The organism is Chryseobacterium balustinum (assembly GCF_900168205.1).
In the GTDB taxonomy this organism is placed as follows: Bacteria; Bacteroidota; Bacteroidia; order Flavobacteriales; family Weeksellaceae; genus Chryseobacterium; species Chryseobacterium balustinum.
Genome location: NZ_FUZE01000004.1, coordinates 101,087 through 120,303, shown reverse-complemented (window position 1 = coordinate 120,303; position 19,217 = coordinate 101,087). Strand labels below are relative to the sequence as shown.

12 protein-coding genes and 1 pseudogene are annotated in these 19,217 nt (G+C 31.7%); 11 read left to right on the top strand and 2 right to left on the bottom strand.

What is annotated here, in order from left to right; genetic code table 11:
* The first annotated feature begins 6 nt into the window (after nt 1–6).
* From B5X64_RS07655 to B5X64_RS07625, 7 genes and pseudogenes are all read left to right on the top strand, one after another.
* Nucleotides 7–1,101 carry a hypothetical protein gene (locus tag B5X64_RS07655; protein ID WP_123920781.1) on the top strand — a complete coding sequence of 365 codons (1,095 nt, stop codon included), beginning with the start codon at nt 7–9 and terminating at the stop codon, nt 1,099–1,101.
* Nucleotides 1,102–1,348: 247 nt separating this feature from the next.
* On the top strand, nt 1,349–1,738 hold the full coding sequence (locus B5X64_RS07650) for a hypothetical protein (RefSeq protein WP_079464666.1): 390 nt from the start codon (nt 1,349–1,351) through the stop codon (nt 1,736–1,738).
* Between the two features lie 52 nt (nt 1,739–1,790).
* A complete protein-coding gene (locus B5X64_RS07645) occupies nt 1,791–2,969 on the top strand; it encodes an acetyl-CoA C-acyltransferase (protein WP_079464665.1) in 1,179 nt (392 codons plus the stop codon).
* Between the two features lie 301 nt (nt 2,970–3,270).
* A pseudogene (locus tag B5X64_RS07640) lies at nt 3,271–4,769 on the top strand (MFS transporter).
* Nucleotides 4,770–4,843: 74 nt separating this feature from the next.
* Nucleotides 4,844–5,770 (top strand): mevalonate kinase family protein, encoded by a 927-nt coding sequence (locus tag B5X64_RS07635; RefSeq protein WP_079464664.1) that lies wholly within the window; start codon nt 4,844–4,846, stop codon nt 5,768–5,770.
* 10 nt (nt 5,771–5,780) lie between these two features.
* Nucleotides 5,781–6,710, top strand: a complete 930-nt coding sequence (locus B5X64_RS07630; protein ID WP_079464663.1) for a UbiA family prenyltransferase — start codon at nt 5,781–5,783, stop codon at nt 6,708–6,710.
* 63 nt (nt 6,711–6,773) lie between these two features.
* Nucleotides 6,774–7,940, top strand: coding sequence for a proline dehydrogenase family protein (locus tag B5X64_RS07625; protein ID WP_079464662.1), 1,167 nt, complete (start codon nt 6,774–6,776; stop codon nt 7,938–7,940).
* Nucleotides 7,941–11,586: 3,646 nt separating this feature from the next.
* Here the strand turns inward: B5X64_RS07625 and B5X64_RS07615 are convergent.
* Complete coding sequence (locus B5X64_RS07615; protein WP_079464660.1) at nt 11,587–12,114, bottom strand: helix-turn-helix domain-containing protein; 528 nt, start codon at nt 12,112–12,114, stop codon at nt 11,587–11,589.
* Between the two features lie 841 nt (nt 12,115–12,955).
* Here B5X64_RS07615 and B5X64_RS07610 point away from each other — a divergent pair.
* The gene (locus tag B5X64_RS07610) at nt 12,956–14,065 is read left to right on the top strand and encodes a M14 family zinc carboxypeptidase (RefSeq protein WP_079464659.1); all 1,110 of its coding nucleotides are present in this window, start codon (nt 12,956–12,958) and stop codon (nt 14,063–14,065) included.
* Between the two features lie 92 nt (nt 14,066–14,157).
* On the opposite strand, the gene B5X64_RS07605 is transcribed toward B5X64_RS07610, so the two are convergent.
* Nucleotides 14,158–14,667, bottom strand: coding sequence for a DUF4920 domain-containing protein (locus tag B5X64_RS07605; protein WP_066676601.1), 510 nt, complete (start codon nt 14,665–14,667; stop codon nt 14,158–14,160).
* A gap of 142 nt (nt 14,668–14,809) precedes the next feature.
* Between B5X64_RS07605 and B5X64_RS07600 the strand changes: the two genes are divergently transcribed.
* The 3 genes from B5X64_RS07600 (at nt 14,810) to B5X64_RS07590 (ending at nt 19,206) form a co-directional block, all read left to right on the top strand.
* Nucleotides 14,810–16,225: an APC family permease gene (locus B5X64_RS07600; protein WP_079464658.1), complete on the top strand. Its 1,416-nt coding sequence runs from the start codon at nt 14,810–14,812 to the stop codon at nt 16,223–16,225.
* 639 nt (nt 16,226–16,864) lie between these two features.
* Nucleotides 16,865–17,305, top strand: coding sequence for a GPW/gp25 family protein (locus tag B5X64_RS07595; protein ID WP_079464657.1), 441 nt, complete (start codon nt 16,865–16,867; stop codon nt 17,303–17,305).
* Between the two features lie 23 nt (nt 17,306–17,328).
* Nucleotides 17,329–19,206, top strand: coding sequence for a type VI secretion system baseplate subunit TssF (locus B5X64_RS07590; RefSeq protein ID WP_079464656.1), 1,878 nt, complete (start codon nt 17,329–17,331; stop codon nt 19,204–19,206).
* Nucleotides 19,207–19,217: the final 11 nt, after the last annotated feature.

The window sequence follows — 19,217 nt, the reverse complement described above, 5'->3', positions numbered from 1 at the left end:
TCAAATATGAAACAAAAAATACTATTAACAGGAGCTTTTGTGTTTCTATTCTTAATCGGTTTTTCCCAAAGTAAAACAACTTTGAGAAAACAGATGGAAAATTATACAAACAAAATCGACAGTGTGGTTGTTGAAGAACGAAACAAAATGAATGCTGAGTTTGATTTGCTTGAAAAGAAAATGAAAGCTGGTGAGATCTCTGAAAGTGAGATGAATGAACAGAAAAATATAGCAGCCATTCGATACGAAGCGATTATTAATGACGAGATCGATCGACAAAAAGATGAATACGAAGAAATAACAGGGAAAACGGTAAGAAGAGCACTTTTCAAAAGCAATCTTACTAAAAATAATAATTTATTCAGAACAGCAAGAGGCGCTTTACTGGATCTTACATTTGAACAACCTGAGTTTGACGAGCCTGAAGATCCTAAAAATTATCTGGAAAGTTTTGGATACGTTGCAGGGATCTCTATGATCAATTTTACCGATAAAAAGTTTTTCAATTTTTCTAAAGGAAATGAACTGAAAAACTCTATGTCCGGAAACTTCTCTCTGCGTTATGAAAATCAACTAGGTAAAACGACAAGTCCTGTTTTTTATCGTGTAGGATTAGGGTGGAGACTTGAAACTATCGTTCCTTCCAATGACAGAATTTTTGCTCAAGATGATAAAAACCTTTATTTGACAGAGTTTACAGGGAATAACCTTAAAAGCGCTTGGTTGAGAACCGACTATATTTATATTCCGGTAGAAACGATTTTCGTATTAAATCCAAAATATAAAGATTATAAAGGCGTAAGCTATATCGATAATACCAAAAAACAATTGCGTGTAGGAGTAGGGCTTTATGGTGGAACTAAAATAAATGACAAAATTCATCTTCAATATAAAAATGATTTTGGAAATCGTGTTTATAACCGTGAAGCCGTATCAAAAGGATTAAATCCATTTATATTTGGAGGTAAAATTTCGATAGAATACTTCGGGTTTAATATTTATGTGATGAAAGATTTTACACCTATTTTCAATAATGATGCATTAATTCGCAATAAAAAAGGAGTACAAATTGGTATAGATCTTTGGGCATTGACGTTTTAGTTTTCAGAAATATTTTACAATACTTTTAATGATAATAGCTTGTTAAATAGTTAATATGGACTGTAAATTGGTTTAGAATTACATTGTATTGATTTTTAAATTATTAATATAATTAAATCAATATTAAATAATCAATAATTTTTAGTAGATAATTTTACCTAAACTGAGGTTTAAGTTTTAATTATTTGATTTTAAAACATACTTATAAAAAGTATGTTTTTTTTCGTATTTTGGCATTTTAAGAACAATGAAAAATTTACAGCTTTTAGGATTAATCTTAGTGATTGTAGGAAGTTTTCTTCCGCTTGTTCATGTTCCTATCATCGGAAATTGGAACTATTGGCAACTCGATCACTATCTGGCAATATTTTGCTGGATATTCTGTGCCTGCGCCGTTTTCGGGATTGTAAATAACCGTTCGGTTTTAGTCAATACTTTTGCGGTATTTCTATTGATACTTTTTGTATTTACTTTATTTGCAGTAAAATATCAAGCAGCAAGCTATTTCAGTTTTTTACCATTTAAATCTTGGACTAATGCTTTGGCAGGAACAGTAAAACTAAAATGGGGCTGGTTGGTAGAGTTTTTGGGAGCTCTTATTATGCTTTTTGTTAAAAATAAGCCGAAAGCGCAATAAATTTTTTATCATTCAATTCAACTAAAAATTAATTAATAAAATTAAAAAAGATATGAAAGAAGTATTCATCGTTTCTGCAGTAAGAACTCCAATTGGAAGTTTTATGGGAAGTTTAGCTACAGTTCCTGCTACAAAATTAGGAGCTGCAGCGGTAAAAGGAGCATTAGATAAAATAAACCTTGACCCCAAAAACGTTCAGGAAATCTATATGGGAAATGTGCTTCAGGCAGGTGAAGGTCAGGCTCCGGCAAGACAGGTTGCTTTAGGTGCAGGATTATCAAACGAAACTCCGTCTACTACAATCAATAAAGTGTGTGCTTCAGGAATGAAAGCTGTTTCAATGGCGGCACAGGCAATTAAAGCAGGTGATGCAGACGTAATTGTTGCAGGAGGCATGGAAAACATGTCAATGGTTCCTCATTACTACAATGCAAGAAATGCTACAAAATTAGGCGATGTAAAAATGCAGGACGGAATGATTCTGGATGGTCTTACAGACGTTTACAACAAAGTTCACATGGGAGTTTGCGCAGAAAAATGTGCAACAGATTATAGCATTACAAGAGAAGATCAGGATAATTTTGCAATACAATCTTACACAAGATCTGCAAAAGCTTGGAGCGAAGGGAAATTCGCTGAAGAAGTTGTTCCTGTTTCAATTCCACAGAGAAAAGGGGATCCTATCATTTTCGCTGAAGATGAAGAGTATAAAGCAGTAAATTTCGACAGACTTCCTACGCTTCCTACAGTTTTCAAAAAAGAAGAAGGAACGGTTACTGCAGCGAATGCATCTACTTTAAATGATGGTGCTTCTGCTCTAATCCTTGTTTCTAAAGAGAAAATGGAAGAATTAGGATTGAAGCCTTTGGCAAAAATTGTTTCTTATGCTGATGCAGCTCACGAGCCAGAAAATTTTACCACAGCTCCTGCAAAAGCTTTACCAATCGCTCTTAAAAAAGCAGGTCTTGAAATTTCAGATATCGATTTCTTCGAATTCAACGAGGCTTTTTCTGTAGTTGGCTTGGCAAACAATAAAATCTTAGGATTAGACGCTGCTAAAGTAAACGTAAACGGTGGAGCGGTAGCTTTAGGACATCCACTTGGAAGTTCTGGTTCAAGAATCATCGTAACGTTAATCAACGTTTTAAAACAAAATAACGCTAAATACGGTGCTGCAGCTATCTGTAATGGAGGCGGTGGTGCATCTGCAATCGTTATTGAAAATATGTAAATTTAGTTTATTGTTATATTGAAAACCAAAAGCATTCGTGTTTTTGGTTTTTTTTATGTCTGAATTTTAAATTTTCTCTTTTAAAATATTTGAACTAAAACTTGCGTCGTAGGAGCAAAAACCTTTGTAGATAAAGGTGCTAAAAGATATTAAGCTCCGTAGGAGCGACACCTTTGTTAATGCTTATACATTTTTTAATCACTTCTAATTTTAACAAATCAATAAAATTTAGACTAAAAAAAATAAAAACAGCCGAATGTTCAACGGTTTTTCTATTTTTGTGCAACTAATTCGTTTGAAAATGTCTGAAACTGAAATTCAACCAACTCAAAATATAAAGAATAATCCAAAGATCATGAAAGCTTGGGCAGTCTATGACTGGGCAAACTCTGTGTATTCTTTGGTAATTACGTCTGCGATATTCCCAATTTACTATACAATTCTCACGACTGCTTACAATAAAAAGGAATTTGTTCCGGAAGCAGGAGAAATTCAGGAAATTCCTGTGAGAAATATGATCAAGGTTTTTGGAGAAGCTTATGAACCGGAAGCGGTTTTAAGTTTTTCTTACGCTATTTCATTCTTTTTAGTGGTACTATTGTCTCCATTCTTATCTTCTTTGGCAGATACAATTGGAAATAAAAAGTCATTTCTTCAGTTTTTCTGTTATTTGGGGGCAACTTCTTGTATGGGATTGGCCATGTTTACAGGTATGGAAAACGTCTTTTTAGGACTCCTTTTCAGTATTACGGCGAGTGTAGGTTTTTGGGGAAGTTTGGTGTTTTACAACTCATTTTTACCAGATATCGCTACTCCCGATAAACAGGACGCATTATCTGCAAAAGGATATATTTACGGTTATATTGGTTCTGTAGTTTTATTGATTATCTGTTTGGTTTTAATTCAGGTGGTTGCAAAAGGACCGGATCAGGCTAAAATTTATATCAGAATTAGCTTTTTATTAACAGGAGCTTGGTGGTTTGGTTTCTCACAATATACATTCAAACATTTACCGCAGTTTGGAGATGTGAAGGAGAAACTTCCTAAAGATTTAGTGCTTTTAAATTATAAGAATATTTTTAAAAAGCATGAAGAGCAAGGAGGCTTTTTTGAAGTTTTAAAAGATAATATCAGTTTCTATAAAGATATTGCGAAAGAGAGTTTCAGAGAATTATTCAGAGTGGGAAACAAGCTTTTTTCAGATAAAGCTTTGAAATTTTTCTTGTCGAGTTTCTTCTTTTACAGTGTCGGAATGCAGACCATATTTTTAATGGCAGTTCCTTTCGGAAGTACAGTGATATTTCCTAAAGAAGTTGATAAATACAAATTGATCATTACAATCTTAGTTATTCAGATCATTGCGATTTTCGGAGCATTCTTATTTTCAAGATTATCTAAAAAAATTGGAAACAAAAACGTGATTACCATTGCTGTGATTATCTGGATTGCCTGTTGTTTATCTGGATTGCCTGTTGTTTATCTGCTTATTCTTTAAATAAAGAAAATCCAAATGTACAGCTTCAGTTTTACGGATTGGCGGGTCTAATTGGTTTGGTAATGGGTGGTCTTCAGGCAATGTCGAGATCAACTTATTCAAAACTTTTACCTGAAAATTCTATGGAAAACACAACGTATTTCAGTTTTTATGATGTACTTGAAAAAATTGCAATCATTTGCGGAATGCTTATTTTCAGTGTGTTTATTCAAAGGTTTCATAATATGCAATATGCATTTATCTCAATGTCAGCATTTTTTGCGACGGGTGCAATTCTTATCAGATTCTTAAAAACAAAGATATAAGTTGTAGAATGGCTTAAAATTTGTTAATATTCAGCAGAATAATAGTAACTTTGCATAAAGATTTTTAACACAAAATGACGAACCCTTTATTTTACGCTAAAATTATCCTTTTCGGAGAGTACGGAATGATAGAAGACTCACAAGGTCTTGTAGTTCCTTACAGCTTTTATAAAGGCACTTTAAAATTTTCAGACTCAGATTCAGAATTTGAGAAAAAATCAAATGAGCATTTACAAAAATATGCTGATTTTCTGGAGAATTTAAGTCTTCCCGAACAATTCAGATTAGATGTAAACCGTTTAAAAGAAGATATTTCAAACGGACTTTTCTTCGATTCTAATATTCCTCAAGGATATGGGGTGGGAAGTTCAGGAGCTTTGGTTGCTGCAATTTTCGAAAAATACAGCTTCACAAAACATGATCCTGAAAGTATTTCAAAAGAAAACCTTAAAAATATAAAAGCCGTTTTTGGCGAAATGGAAAGCTATTTCCACGGTAAAAGTTCTGGAATGGATCCTTTGATCTGCTACATGAATCTTCCGATTCTTATCGAAAATAAAGAAAATTTAGATAAAGTAGCGATTCCAAAAGAAGAACAAGGAAAAGGAGCAATTTTCTTAATCGATTCAGGAATTACAGGCGAAACAGGACCGATGATTCAGATTTTCTTTGAAAAAATGAAGACCGAAGGTTTCCGTAAAACATTGAAAGAAGAGTTTATTCGTTACAATAACGCTTGTATCGAATCTTTCCTTAAAAAAGATATGAATCCGTTTTTTAGAAACCTTAAAAAGCTTTCTCACTGGGCTTACGAACATTTCCGTCCGATGATTCCTGAAAGTATTTTCAACATCTGGAAAAAAGGTTTAGATTCTAATGCGTATTACCTTAAACTTTGTGGAAGTGGTGGTGGTGGCTATATTTTAGGTTTCACCAAAGACTACGAAAAAGCAGAAAAAATGCTTGATGGTTTCCAGAAAGAAGTGATTTATAGATTCTAAAAAGTTGGGAATGAATTCTGAAAAAGAAAGTTTTCAACAGAAAAATTTTGTTTCGAAATCTTTGTTTTATAGGTTTTCTCAGCTTGTGGGCTTTCTTTTGGGAGCTAGGTTTTTCGTTGCCGCTTTACTTACTTTTGCATTATACGTTTCTACTTTTTTTCTGTTTAATCAGGAGGAAAGTTTCAGGAAATTTGTCTTTGACTTCAAAGTTCACGGCATTATTTTCTGTACCGTTTTAAGCATTCTTGCAGGTGGAATCATTAATCAGTTTTACGATTTTGAAAAAGATCATATTGTAAAACCGTTCCGTACAAGAATTCAGAGTTTCATTCAGCAGAAATATTTTCTGTATGTTTATTTGGCTTTAACGGTAATTTCGCTCGGAGTAGCAAGTTTTATTTCGTATCGGGTTTTAATTTTCTTTGTTGTTTATCAGTTTTTTATGTGGTTTTACAGCCATAAACTAAGCCGAATTTTAATTCTCAATAATTTCACTTTTGTCAGTTTAACATTATATCCTTTTTTTGGAATGATGGTTTATTATCAGACTTTTTCAAAGAAAGTATTTTTAATGGCTATTTTTCTGTTTTTGATTCTTTTATGTATTGATATTGTGAAAGATACACTAACGAAAAGTGTGGATAAAGCTTTTGGTTATACTACAATTCCTAACTATTTTAAAAGTAAAAATACCAAGATCATTCTTATCTCATTGTTGATTGTAACAATGGCAGTTTCGATGAAGCTTATCCTTAAAACCGGAATTTCAGGTTTTATGTCTTATTATTTTACCGGAGGCCTGTTTGTCATGGTTATCTGTGTTTATCTGCTTTTAAATTCTTCAAGACGAACTAAGTTTCTTACGCTCAATATTTTACGCTTCTGGGTTTTCATTGGAATTCTTGCAATGCTGCTGAACGGAATTGAAGGTAAATTGTAGAAAAAAAGCTTTAAAAAAGCTTAGGTTATTCTTACATTTGCAAAATTAAATTAACAAAAAGGAATGCCCATTTTCAACGATACTAAAGTTGCATTTGCCGATAAAACTGATGCACAATTAAGAAAAGCCTATTGGATGTTTAAAATGATTGAACAGCCTGCTTTAACAAGTCTTGGAACTTCTGTCCTGAATTTTACCGTTCATAATAATTTTCCATTCGTTACCGGAATTGTAAAAAACACTTTGTTTGAGCAATTTGTAGGTGGAGAAACGCGTGAAGAGAGTATGAAAGTGGTAAAACAGCTTTTCAAAAGAGAAGTTGGAAGTATTTTCGATTATTCAATTGAAGGGAAAGAAGATGAGGAAACTTTTGACGCGGTATGTCAGGAAATTAAAGATATCATTAAATTTTCTGTAGGAAATCCTGCGATTCCTTTTATCGTTTTCAAACCTACTGCTTTCGGAAGAATTGATTTGTATGAAGCTGTTGGAAACGGCTCTGAGCTGACTTCAAGCCAAAAAGAAGAATGGGCGAGAGTGGTAAAAAGATTTGATGAGGTATGCAAGCTTTGTCATGAGCATGATAAAAAAGTAATGATTGATGCAGAAGAAACCTGGATGCAGGGTTCAGCAGATCAGCTTTGCGAAGAGATGATGGAAAAATATAATCAGGAAAAACCGATTGTCTGGAACACGATTCAAATGTACAGAATTGGTCGTCTTGAATATATGGAGGAAAATCTTCAGAGAGCCCGAGAAAAGAATTATTTTATTGGTTATAAGATTGTTCGTGGCGCTTACATGGAAAAAGAAAGAGCGAGAGCTGCAGAAAAAGGATATGCAGATCCTATTCAGCCAACCAAAGATGCTTCCGATAAAAATTACAATGCCGGAATTGATTTTGTGATGAATCATTTAGATAAAGTTTCTGCGTTCTTCGGAACTCATAACGAGATTTCATCTGAATTGGTCATGGATAAAATGAAGGCTAAAGGATTGGAAAACAACAATCCTCACATCTATTTTGGACAGCTTTATGGGATGAGTGATAACATTAGTTTTTATTTGTCTGATAAAGGCTATAATGTAGCTAAATATTTGCCTTACGGACCTGTAAAAGACGTTGTTCCCTATCTTACCAGAAGAGCTAGAGAAAACACTTCGGTGGCCGGACAGACCGGGAGAGAATTAGGTTTAATTAAGAAAGAATTAGATAGAAGAAGAAAATAATTTTCTTTTTAGAATAGTATAAAAGCTCGGTCAAAATGATCGAGCTTTTTCATTTTAGAAATTTCAAGCAGTGTATAATATTCTTAAAAATTGAGTTTAGATTATTGTGATATTCTTATTAAATTTTAAAGAAAGATAGCCCGAAAAATTTCAAATAAATTCTATTAAAAGTATGAATTCAGTGGTGAAAATTATAAAGATTTTCAAAGTATTTGGGTGGATAAATCGCATCAAGTAGAGGGAACAAAAATGCATTTTCAAAGTTGAAAATTCCTAAAATAGCAGTTGCTTTTCTGTGTTTGAAAATTAAAAATTAAGCTAAAATTACTATGATTTTTTCTCGAAATTTCAAGGTAAATAATCCTGAAAAATTTAAATAATCTATTTTGAAATTATGAATTTAACAGGACAAATTACGGAGATTTTGAAAGTTTTAGATGAGTAAATTGCATCAAACTGAAGTAATAAAAGTATGTTTTCAAGGCTGAGAATTTCCAAAATAACAGTTGCTTTTCTGTGTTTGAAAATTAAAAATTAAGCTTAAATTGCTATGATTTTTTCTCGAAATTTCAAGTTAAATAATCCTAAAAAGTTCTAATTACCTTTAATCAAATTACGGATTTGGCAGGAAAAATAACGGAAGTTTTCAAAGTTTTAGATGAATAATTTGCATCAAATTGAAAGAATAAAAGTGTGTTTTCATGATTGAAAATTGCTAAAATAGCAGTTGTTTTTTTGCTTGAAAACTAAAAAGCGAGCTCAAATTATTATAGTTTTTCTTGAAGTTTTAAAGATAAATAATCCTAAAAAAGTTCAAATTATCTCTATTCAAATTATGAATTTGTAGGAAAATTACAGAGATTTTGAAAGTTTTAGATGAGTAAATTACACCAAATTGAAAGAATAAAGTGTGTTTTCAAGGCTGAGAATTTCCAAAATAGCAGTTGCTTTTCTGTGTTTGAAAATTAAAAATTAAGCTTAAATTACTATGATTTTTTCTCGAAATTTCAAGGTAAATAATCCTGAAAAATTTAAATAATCTATTTTGAAATTATGAATTTAACAGGACAAATTACGGAGATTTTGAAAGTTTTAGATGAGTAAATTGCATCAAACTGAAGTAATAAAAGTATGTTTTCAAGGCTGAGAATTTCCAAAATAACAGTTGCTTTTCTGTGTTTGAAAATTAAAAATTAAGCTTAAATTACTATGATTTTTTCTCGAAATTTCAAGGTAAATAATCCTGAAAAGTTCAAATTACCTTTAATCAAATTACGGATTTGGCAGGAATGATCACGAAGATTTTGAAAATTTAGACGAAGAAATTGCATTAAATTGAAGGAACAAAAGTATAATTTCAGGGTTGAGAATTGCTAAAATAGCAGTAGTTTTTTTTGGCTTGAAAACTAAAAGTTGAGCTAAAATTCTTTCAAATTTTTAAGATAAATAATCATAAAAAAGCTCAAATAATCTATATTCAAATTATAAATTTAGTAAAAAAAATTACAGAGATTTTGAAAGTTTTTAGATGAGTAAATTACACCAAATTGAAAGAATAAAAGTTTGTTTTCATGATTGAGAATTGCTAAAATAACAGTTACTTTTTTGTGCTTAAAAATTAAAAAATGAGCATGAATTATGTGATTTAGCTTAAAGTTTTTAGATATATAATCCTAAAAAAGTTCAAATAAACTCTATTAGAAATATGATTTCTGAGTGAAAAATTATGAAAATTTTCAAAGATTCAGATGAGTAAATCAGATCAAATACACGATACAAAAATATATTTTATGCGTTGGAAATTGTCGAAATAAAAGTTATTTTTTTAGTTTGAAAACTAAAAATCGAGCTTAAGTTATTGTTATTTTTCGTCAAGATAAATAACCCTTGAAAAGTTTAAACAAACTCTATTAAAAATATGATTTTGGCGTGAAAAATTATGGAGATTTTTAAAGATTCAAATGATTAAATTGCATAAAATCGATGGGACAAAAATGTATTGTAAGGGTTGAAAATTTCTGAAACAATAGTTACTTTTTTGGCTTGAAAACTAGAAAAACCTTTAAAAATCATGAGAATTTTTAAAGGTTTAGATGAGTAAATTACATCAAACCGACGGGACAAAAATGTATTTTAAGGCTCAGAATTGCTAAAATAACAGTTGTTTTTTTGTCTTTGAAAACTAAAAATTGAGCTTAAATTATTGTTTTTTTCTCGAAATTTTAAAGTAAATAATCCTAAAAAATGTCAAATTATATCTATTCAAATTATGAATTTAACCGGAATAATTACGGGAATTTTCAAAGTTTTAGATGAGTAAATTGTATCAAATCAATGGAACAAAAATGCATTTTCAGGGTTGTGAAAGCTAAAATAACGATTGATTTTTTGTGCTTAAAACTAAAAAACGAGCATAAATTATGTGATTTATCTTAAAAGTTTTTAGATACATAATCCTAAAAAAGTTCAAATTATTTTTAATCAAATTACGGATTTGGCATGAATGATCACGGAGATTTTGAACATTTAGACAAAGAAATTGCATTAAATTGAAGGAACAAAAGTATAATTTCAGGGTTGAAAATTACTAAAATAACAGTATTTTTTTGGCTGGAAAACTATAAGTTGAGCTAAAATTATTGTAAAATTCTTTCAATTTTTTTAGATAAATAATCCTAAAAAAATTCAAATTACCTCTATTCAAATTATGGATTTGGCAGGAAGAATTTATGAAAATTTAGAAAGTTTTAGATGAGTAAATTACATCAAATAGGCGGGGCAAAAATGCATTTTCAAGGTTGAGAATTGCTAAAAATAACAGTTGGTTTTTTGTTTTAGAACTAAAATTTGATTTTAAATTATTGTTTTTTTTCTCGAAATTTTAAGGTAAATAGCCCTAAGAAAGTTCAAATTATTTCTATTGAGATTATGAATTTGGAAGAAATAATTATGGGAATTTTGAAAGCTTCAGATGAACAAATTGCATCAAATCGATGGAACAAAAATGCATTTTCAAGGTTGAGAATTGCTAAAATAACAGTTGTTTTTTGTGTTTGAAAACTAAAAAAAGAACATGAATTATTGTCAAATTCCCTAAAGTTTTTAGATAAATAATCCTAAAAAAATTCAAATTACCTTTATTCAAATTATGAATTTGGCAGGAAGAATTACGAAAATTTAGAAAGTTTTAGATGAACAAATTGCATCAAATCGATGGGACAAAAATGTATTTATCTCTATTCAAATTATGAATTTGGCAGGAAGAATTACGGAAGTTTTCAAAGTTTTATATGAGTAAATTACATCAAATAGGCGGGACAAAAATGCATTTTCAAGGTTGAGAATTGCTAAAAATAACAGTTGTTTTTTTGTTTTAGAACTAAAATTTGAGTTTAAATTATTGTTTTTTTTCTCAAAATTTTAAGATAAATAACCTTAAGAAAGTTCAAATTATCTCTATTGAAATTATGAATTTGGCCGGAAGAATTACTGAAATTTTGAACGTTTTAGAAGAATATATGTTGCCAAATTCACCGAAATGAAAAATATATTTTAAAGGGTAAAAGTAAGACTTCAAAGTTTGCTAAGCTTATTTTAGGACGGGGACAATCTTTAAAGAAAGCCTAATTTTTTAAATTAGGCTTTCTTATGGTTCAAAACTTTCAAATTTTCCATTTTCATAAAATAAGATAATGCGTTTTATTTTATTAGGTTGATTTTCAGTGACTTGATTAATGATTTCTTCATTTGATTTTTCTAATCGCTGAGAATCGAATATTTTTTCGTTTGCTTTACTTTGATATGTTTTAACCGATTCTGAGGGACTCTCAATAATGGCTGGTTCTTCAAACTCTTTGCTGCCAAAATCTTTATCGCTATTTATCATGGTAAATAAATCGGGCAGGGAAGTAGGTTTTACCTTTTCTTCCGTTACTGGTTCTTCTGTATCGGGAAGTTCAGACTTTAACATTTCACCCTCTCCAGTAACCAACCAATCCCATAAAATTTCTGGAAAACGAGATTTTATTTTGATGATAAACTCTAGAGAAGGTTTATTTCTTCCTGACGTTACGTGAGAAATAGACGACCGTTGTACATCTACTTCATCCGCAAATTCAGAGGGAGTAAACCCTGAATATTCTATAACTTTTGAAATTCTCTCATTTAAACTCATACAAGAAGATGTAAAATTGTATTTACAAATGTAAATAATAAATTTACAAAACACAAATACAAATGTAAATAATCCTAAATTGTTAAATATACAAAAGTAAATACTTTTAAGTGCTTATCAATCAGTATTTTATTACAAATGTAAAATTTGGTCAAGTAAATTACTAAACAATGTTTCCACAATCTATTGCGGATAAAATTCCATTTAAAGTAAATGAAGATATAAGATGGATAATGTAAATTTGAAAAATAATTGCGAATAAAATAGGCTGTTAAATTCGGTTTTTAGTGATTAATAAGAGTTAAAACTTTATAGAGTAGGATAAGGGCCTAGGTATCACTGAAAGGTAAGTTTTGTAAGTTGTTCCTATTGATAAAATAGAATAAAATGGGTGCCTTTTACTATTGATGGTTACTTTTACTCATTTTTAAGGATAATATTCTATATACGAATGTTCATTTTTAAAATATTGTCTTAAAAGCCATATTTAAAGATTCGTTTTACACTTATTAGAATGAATTAAAATTAAAGTTATCCGCAATTAACATTTGTATATTGGGTTAATTGTTGATTTTCTCCACAAATTATTTGTTTGAGTTAGTTATGCTCATTTTGGTAGAAATGGTAATATTTCAACTTAAAGAACATTTCATTTATTACTTTATTTAAATATTGTAATTAATTGACTTTAAGTGTTTTAAGTATATTGTTTTGAATTATTGTTAATCCACAATTTAACTAACAGACAAAATGGCAATATGTATTGTTTAATATTATTACAGATGTAAATTTTATTTTTATAGTGAAAATAGTTAATTTTGAAAAATGTAAATTATTATTAATGAACTTTAAACATTTCTACACTGCAAACCCTGATTTCCCTAATCGATATATTTCTCCTGAAAAATTATTTTCTTACTTACAGACGAATCTCAAAGATTACATTCAAGAGATTGGAAGGTCTTATTTAGATAAACCAATTTATAAGTTAGGTTTAGGAACTGGTGAGATCAATATTCTTGCTTGGTCACAAATGCACGGGAACGAATCTAATGCGACCCATGCAATGCTGGACCTATTGAAGAGTTTAGATAAAACACCCGAATTAAAAGAAGAGTTGTTCAGCAAGATCAGTTTAGATTTTATTTTTATGTTAAATCCTGATGGTTCTGAAAAATGGACTAGGCTGAATGCTTCGGAAATAGATCTGAATAGAGACTTTCATAATGAAGCGAGTAAAGAGATTAAATTTCTGAAAAATCTGGCTGCATCAAAAAAATACGACTATGCGCTGAATCTTCATGAGCAGCGTACAATTTTCACTACTGATGGAATTCATCCTGCAACACTTTCCTTTTTGGCGCCTTCAGAAAATGTAGAGCGAACTGTTACTGATAACCGTAAAAAATGCATGGCGGTAATTGCGGATGTTTACAACCACTTGAAAGAATTAATACCTAATCAAATTGGAAGATATTCTGATGAGTTCTATCCCACTTCTACGGGAGATAATTTTATAAAAGCAGGAATGCCGACCATCCTTTTTGAAGGTGGACATTTCGCAGATGATTATTCAAGGAAAGAAACAAGAAAATATTATACGATTGCTTTGTATTATGCGTTAAAAGCAATAAGTGAACTTGACTCTGACGTTTCAGGTTGGGAAGCTTATCAGGAGATTCCTGAAAACCAGGAAACGCATTATGATGTTGTGTACAGAAACGTAAAATTAAATACGGATCATGAATGTATTTTGGATATCGCAGTTCAGTACAGAGAAGTTTTCGAAGAAGGTAAAGATGAAATCTCATTTATCCCTTTTGTGATAGAGGCGGGAGATGTGAAGAAAAGAAAAGGCTGGCTGGAAATTGACTGTACCGGAAAAAAATATATTTCCGATACCAAATATCCTAAACTGGAAGCGGAAGTAAATTTCAAAATAGAAGACTAAAAAACGCGGAACAATTTGTTCCGCGTTTTATTTTTATATTCTTTCATGCCGATCAAGATCAAAGCATACCAAAACAATATTTTTAAATCTGATTAGTTGACCACTTTAATTCCGTTGGCTACGAATCTGATCTCTTCTTTAGGCTGAGTAATTGCATCAATTTCTGCCTGAGGTTTTTTAGCATCTTCTGCGTAGTGTTTCTGTTCGTCAATAGAAGTTACTTTTCTTTCAGCAGTTCCGTCTAATACAACTGTTTTTCCTTTCAAAGCTGTTGGAACGAAGAATGCATAATCTTTCATTTTTACAAAAAACTGAGAATTGTCTTCAGTTTGAATGGTTAACCAACATCCTTTTTTCTCACAAACGTCTGTTACTTTACCTTTTACGGCTACGTTCTCAACTTTTTTATTTTCTTTTTTAAGCTTTTTGCCTAATTTTTCAACAGAGATAGCTTTAGATTCTACAGAAGAAGCTACAGCCGAACCGTAAGTGTCTCCCACGATTGCATTACCTTCCGGCGGACCCATTTTTTTCTTTTCCTGAGCGAACGCTAAAGTAGATACGCTTACTGCTGCTAAAACTAATATTGCCTTAAATTTCATTATTAATATTTTTTCCAAAATTAACAATAATATTTGAATTTAGAATGATTATAAACTTGATAAATAACAGGTCATTTAGAAATCGAAAACAAAAATGAAAAACAATTGCAGATTTATCTATATTTGAACGCAATATTTGAATATGCAGAAAAAACTAAAACTATGGGACGCCATTATGTTGGTAATGGGTTCGATGATCGGAAGCGGAATTTTTATCGTAAGCGCAGATATGATGCGGAATCTGGGTTCTGGATACTGGATGATTGTCGTTTGGGTAATCACAGGAATTATGACCGTTGCTGCAGCAATTAGTTATGGTGAACTGTCTTCGCTTTTCCCGAAAGCTGGTGGACAATATACTTACCTCACAGAAATTTTCGGTAAAAAAATGGGTTTTCTTTATGGATGGGGATTGTTTACCGTGATTCAGACCGGAACAATTGCTGCTGTTGCAATGGCATTCGGAAAGTTTACCGCATATCTTGTTCCAGAATTAAATAATGCCGCACCTATTTTTCAAAGCGGAACATTTCAGATTACCTGGATTCAGATTTTGGCAATTGCAGTTATTATTTTATTGACCTACATTAATACAAGAGGGGTAGAAAGTGGAAAAATACTTCAAAATGTCTTTACAGGATCAAAAATTCTGGCATTGCTTGGTTTAATCGCTTTAGGATTTATATTAGTCGATTTCTCTCACTTGGCTGAAAATTTCAGTTTTGGAACAGATTCTTTCAATAACTTAAAACAGGACGATAAAGGCGTCTTTTTACAGTCGGGGTGGGAATCTATCTCCGGAATGACTTTGATGGGTGGAATCGCTGCCGCAATGGTTGGTTCGGTGTTTAGTTCCGTTGCTTGGGAGAGCGTAACTTTTGTTTCTGGCGAAATTGAGAATCCTAAGAAAAATGTTGTGAAAGCAATGATCTTAGGAACTTCAGCAGTGATGTTGTTGTACATCGCCGTAAATTTTGTTTATATCAATGCTTTAGACAGAGATTCAATTGCGTTTGCGGCTAATGACAGAGTGGCGGTTGCGGCTTCACAGAATATTTTTGGAAGTGCAGGAACCGTAATTATTGCTGTTTTAGTAATGGTCTCCACATTCGGTTGTAACAACGGATTGATTTTAGCAGGAGCAAGAGTTTTTCAGACGATGGCAAAAGACGGCCTGTTTTTTAAATCAGCTGTTGAGAATAATAAAAATCAGGTTCCCGGAAATGCACTTTGGATGCAGGGGATTTGGGCTTCATTACTTTGCTTGAGCGGACAATACGGAAACCTTTTAGATATGATCTCGTTTGTCATCGTATTGTTTTACATGATTACGGTTTTCGGAGTTATTTATTTAAGAATTAAACAACCCAATCTTGAAAGACCTTACAAAACCTGGCTATATCCAATCACTCCGATAATTTATCTTTTAATCGGAACCGCTTTTTGCGTATTGCTTTTAATTTATAAACAACAATACACTTGGCCAGGATTTTTAATTGTTCTTCTCGGTTTGCCCGTTTACTATCTTATCAATAGAAATAAAAAAACAGATCAATAATTTTTTTTAGAAGCTAATTCCCGCTTTCACTACTCGCTTTTTTATTGCTTTTTCGGCAGTAGCTTTACCATCTCCAAAAAATCAATAAAAAGAGCTCAAACATGTCGTTCAATCGGGGCTATAAAATTTGGCACTATTCAAAAAATATCCCATTCATCAACTGATTAAATTTAAGATTAACGATGTCAAGGTTTCAAACCTTGACATCGTTTTTTTAGAAAGTTCAAATAAAGAAGTAACTGAAAAGTATTCATTTTAATTATCGTTGTATTTTTTACACAAAATTTAATTCATATTCTTTAATTAATTAAACAAAATCACCAAGTTGATTTTACAGTTTTTTGTCAAGCTTAGCGAAGCAAATTTATTGGCCTTTATTTCTTAAATATAAAATTTAATTCTAAATCTTTGCGTTAAAAAAAATTTGTAAAATGATGTGAAAAATTCAGTAGTATTCTTATTTCAAATTTTGCCTAATACATCAATAAATTTTCATGTGAAAGTTCGTAGGTTTTCAAAACGGACAAAAAACCTTCTTTTAATAATAATTTTAATATTCAATAACTCATTATTTATCAAAAATGATTAAATTGGTATTTCATTTTAAGTAACACCAAAGAAAAAAGCGAAATATCACTTATGGACACACCAAATTACAGAATGCCTTTTGTACCTTCTATACTCATGTCTGAAGGGGGAAGTATCGATACCTGCGATATGGGAGAAAGCATTGCTCACAACATTATGCTTTTAATCACGACAAAAAAAGGCGAGAACAGATATGATGACAACTACGGAAACGATGTTTGGAGTCTTGAATTCGATAATGGCGTAACATCAGCAGTTTGGGAAAGTGTATTTGTAAAAAGTCTTAAAAGACAAATCTTACAATACGAGCCACGAATTGTACAGCCACAAGTTGATGCCCATGTAAAACTTGTAGAGCATAACTATGATACCAAAGAACATACGGAAATCAAGAAAAAAGTGAAAATAGGGATCAATGCAAAAATGGAAGCTACAGGCGAGCGTTTCAGTTTTTCTACCGAACTTTTTCTAAGCCCGATGTCCATCGACTAAATATTTATTTGTAAAAAAATTTTATGAATTTAGATCAGAATATTTATTCCAAAGAATCCGTAAAAGCAAGAATGCTTCAGAATGCTACAAAAGTTTGGGGACTGAAAAGCCCTCAGTCGCTAGATCCTTTTGTAAAATTATTGATTGATGCATTCAGCACCGAAGTTTTTAAAGCGAATAATGAAATTCAAACCGTTAATGCAAGAATCTTAGAAAAGCTTGCCAAGCTATTAACACCCTCCATTTATACACACCCGATTCCGGCTCATGCTTTAGCTTACACCGCGCCATATGAGTCATCAGAAATTTTGCTGGAACATACCGAGTTTTTTTTCAAAAAACACATGAACTCCACTGTAAAATCGGAATCAGATAAACAGCTGAATATTCCTTTCACACCAGTTGGCAGTGTAAGAACAAACAAAGCACAGACTGCAATTATGTTTGTAGGAAATACATGCTACAGTTTAGATGAAAGATTAAATAAAATTCCAATTTCCAGATTTCAGGGAAGGCCGGAAGATTACAGAAAAGTAACCATTGGAATTGATGTTTCAAAATTTACAAACGAAAAGTTTCCGAAAACATTGAGCCTTTACTGTTCAAATCCCGCGTTTGAGCATCTTGATTTTGTTTACAAGCTTTTACCTTACAGTACGGTTTCCAGCAACGGAAATCCTATGTTCATCAAAGAAGGAATATCTTATGTGAAAAATAAAGAAGCAGAAGGATACGAACAGTTATTTCATGAGCAGTCGATAAAAACAAAAATTATTGATGATATTAAAAATATTTACCGTCATAGATTTGTTGAGGTTACAGGTCTTTCGAGGGATCTTTTCACTAAAGAACTTCCGGAGAATTTAGATTTCTTAAAAGGAAGAGAAGAAATTGAGAAATATCTGAACGGAAAAGAATATTTGTGGCTCACTTTTGAATTTCCTCCGCAATTTTCTGCAGAAATCTTAGACAACTTTACGTTTGTTTTAAATGCTTTTCCTGTGTACAATCGTGGCTGGAAAAAAACAGAGTATAGCTTAGATATCATGGGAAATAACATTCCGTTGATTACCGAAGAAGCCGAACATTTTTTATATGTAGATGAAGTTCAGGACGGAGAAGGAAGAAAATATACTGAAATCCCCTTCACTCCTTCAGACAATCTTAAAAAAGGTTTATACACGGTAAGAAAAGGCGGCATGGAACGTTTCAATAACAGGAATGCGGTTGATATGATTTCTAATGTTCTTGAATTGACAAGAGATGAGATTGCGGCATTTTCTTTGCTAAACAGAGATAATGTAAAAGGAATGCTTGGCGAAATGTCTGATAAGATGAAATCGATGGTGCAGAAAGTAAACAACGCCAAAAGAAATATAAGACAGGAACTCAACTATGTGATCATGGAACCTGTAGAAAAAACAGATCATACTTACGCTGCATTTTGGATCACGCATTGCACTTTTGCCAATCATATGCGTCCCGGAACCGAACTTTCAAACCAATTGAAATCTCAGTCTATGATTTTGCTGACAGAAACAATCGGCGGAGCAGAAGAGCAGAAAGGTTCAGACAGTATTCAGGCTTACAAATATGCTTTAACGACGAGAGATAAAATAATTTCTCTGGAAGATGTAAAAAACTATTGCCGAATGGTTTTGAAAGATGAGCTGAAAGATGTTCGTGTAAAACGCGGAACCATGATCAGCAACAAACCAAAAGAAGGTTTTGTAAGAACCGTTGAGGTGGAAATTGTACCCAACAATTATTCTTTCTACGGAAGAATGTATTGGGAAAACATGGCAAACATTCTGCGAAACCAAATTGTAGCAAAAGCAATTGACGGGATAGAATATCTCGTAAAAATAAGCAACGAAGACACCGATTTTTTTGAAAATTAAATTTTAACATC

What these genes read in the sequence shown, in the direction of transcription:
- B5X64_RS07655 (WP_123920781.1), top strand. Translation starts at nt 7, where the DNA reads ATGAAACAAAAAATACTATTAACAGGAGCTTTTGTGTTTCTATTCTTA.
- B5X64_RS07650 (WP_079464666.1), top strand. Translation starts at nt 1,349, where the DNA reads ATGAAAAATTTACAGCTTTTAGGATTAATCTTAGTGATTGTAGGAAGT.
- B5X64_RS07645 (WP_079464665.1), top strand. Translation starts at nt 1,791, where the DNA reads ATGAAAGAAGTATTCATCGTTTCTGCAGTAAGAACTCCAATTGGAAGT.
- B5X64_RS07635 (WP_079464664.1), top strand. Translation starts at nt 4,844, where the DNA reads ATGACGAACCCTTTATTTTACGCTAAAATTATCCTTTTCGGAGAGTAC.
- B5X64_RS07630 (WP_079464663.1), top strand. Translation starts at nt 5,781, where the DNA reads ATGAATTCTGAAAAAGAAAGTTTTCAACAGAAAAATTTTGTTTCGAAA.
- B5X64_RS07625 (WP_079464662.1), top strand. Translation starts at nt 6,774, where the DNA reads ATGCCCATTTTCAACGATACTAAAGTTGCATTTGCCGATAAAACTGAT.
- B5X64_RS07615 (WP_079464660.1), bottom strand. Translation starts at nt 12,114, where the DNA reads ATGAGTTTAAATGAGAGAATTTCAAAAGTTATAGAATATTCAGGGTTT.
- B5X64_RS07610 (WP_079464659.1), top strand. Translation starts at nt 12,956, where the DNA reads ATGAACTTTAAACATTTCTACACTGCAAACCCTGATTTCCCTAATCGA.
- B5X64_RS07605 (WP_066676601.1), bottom strand. Translation starts at nt 14,667, where the DNA reads ATGAAATTTAAGGCAATATTAGTTTTAGCAGCAGTAAGCGTATCTACT.
- B5X64_RS07600 (WP_079464658.1), top strand. Translation starts at nt 14,810, where the DNA reads ATGCAGAAAAAACTAAAACTATGGGACGCCATTATGTTGGTAATGGGT.
- B5X64_RS07595 (WP_079464657.1), top strand. Translation starts at nt 16,865, where the DNA reads ATGGACACACCAAATTACAGAATGCCTTTTGTACCTTCTATACTCATG.
- B5X64_RS07590 (WP_079464656.1), top strand. Translation starts at nt 17,329, where the DNA reads ATGAATTTAGATCAGAATATTTATTCCAAAGAATCCGTAAAAGCAAGA.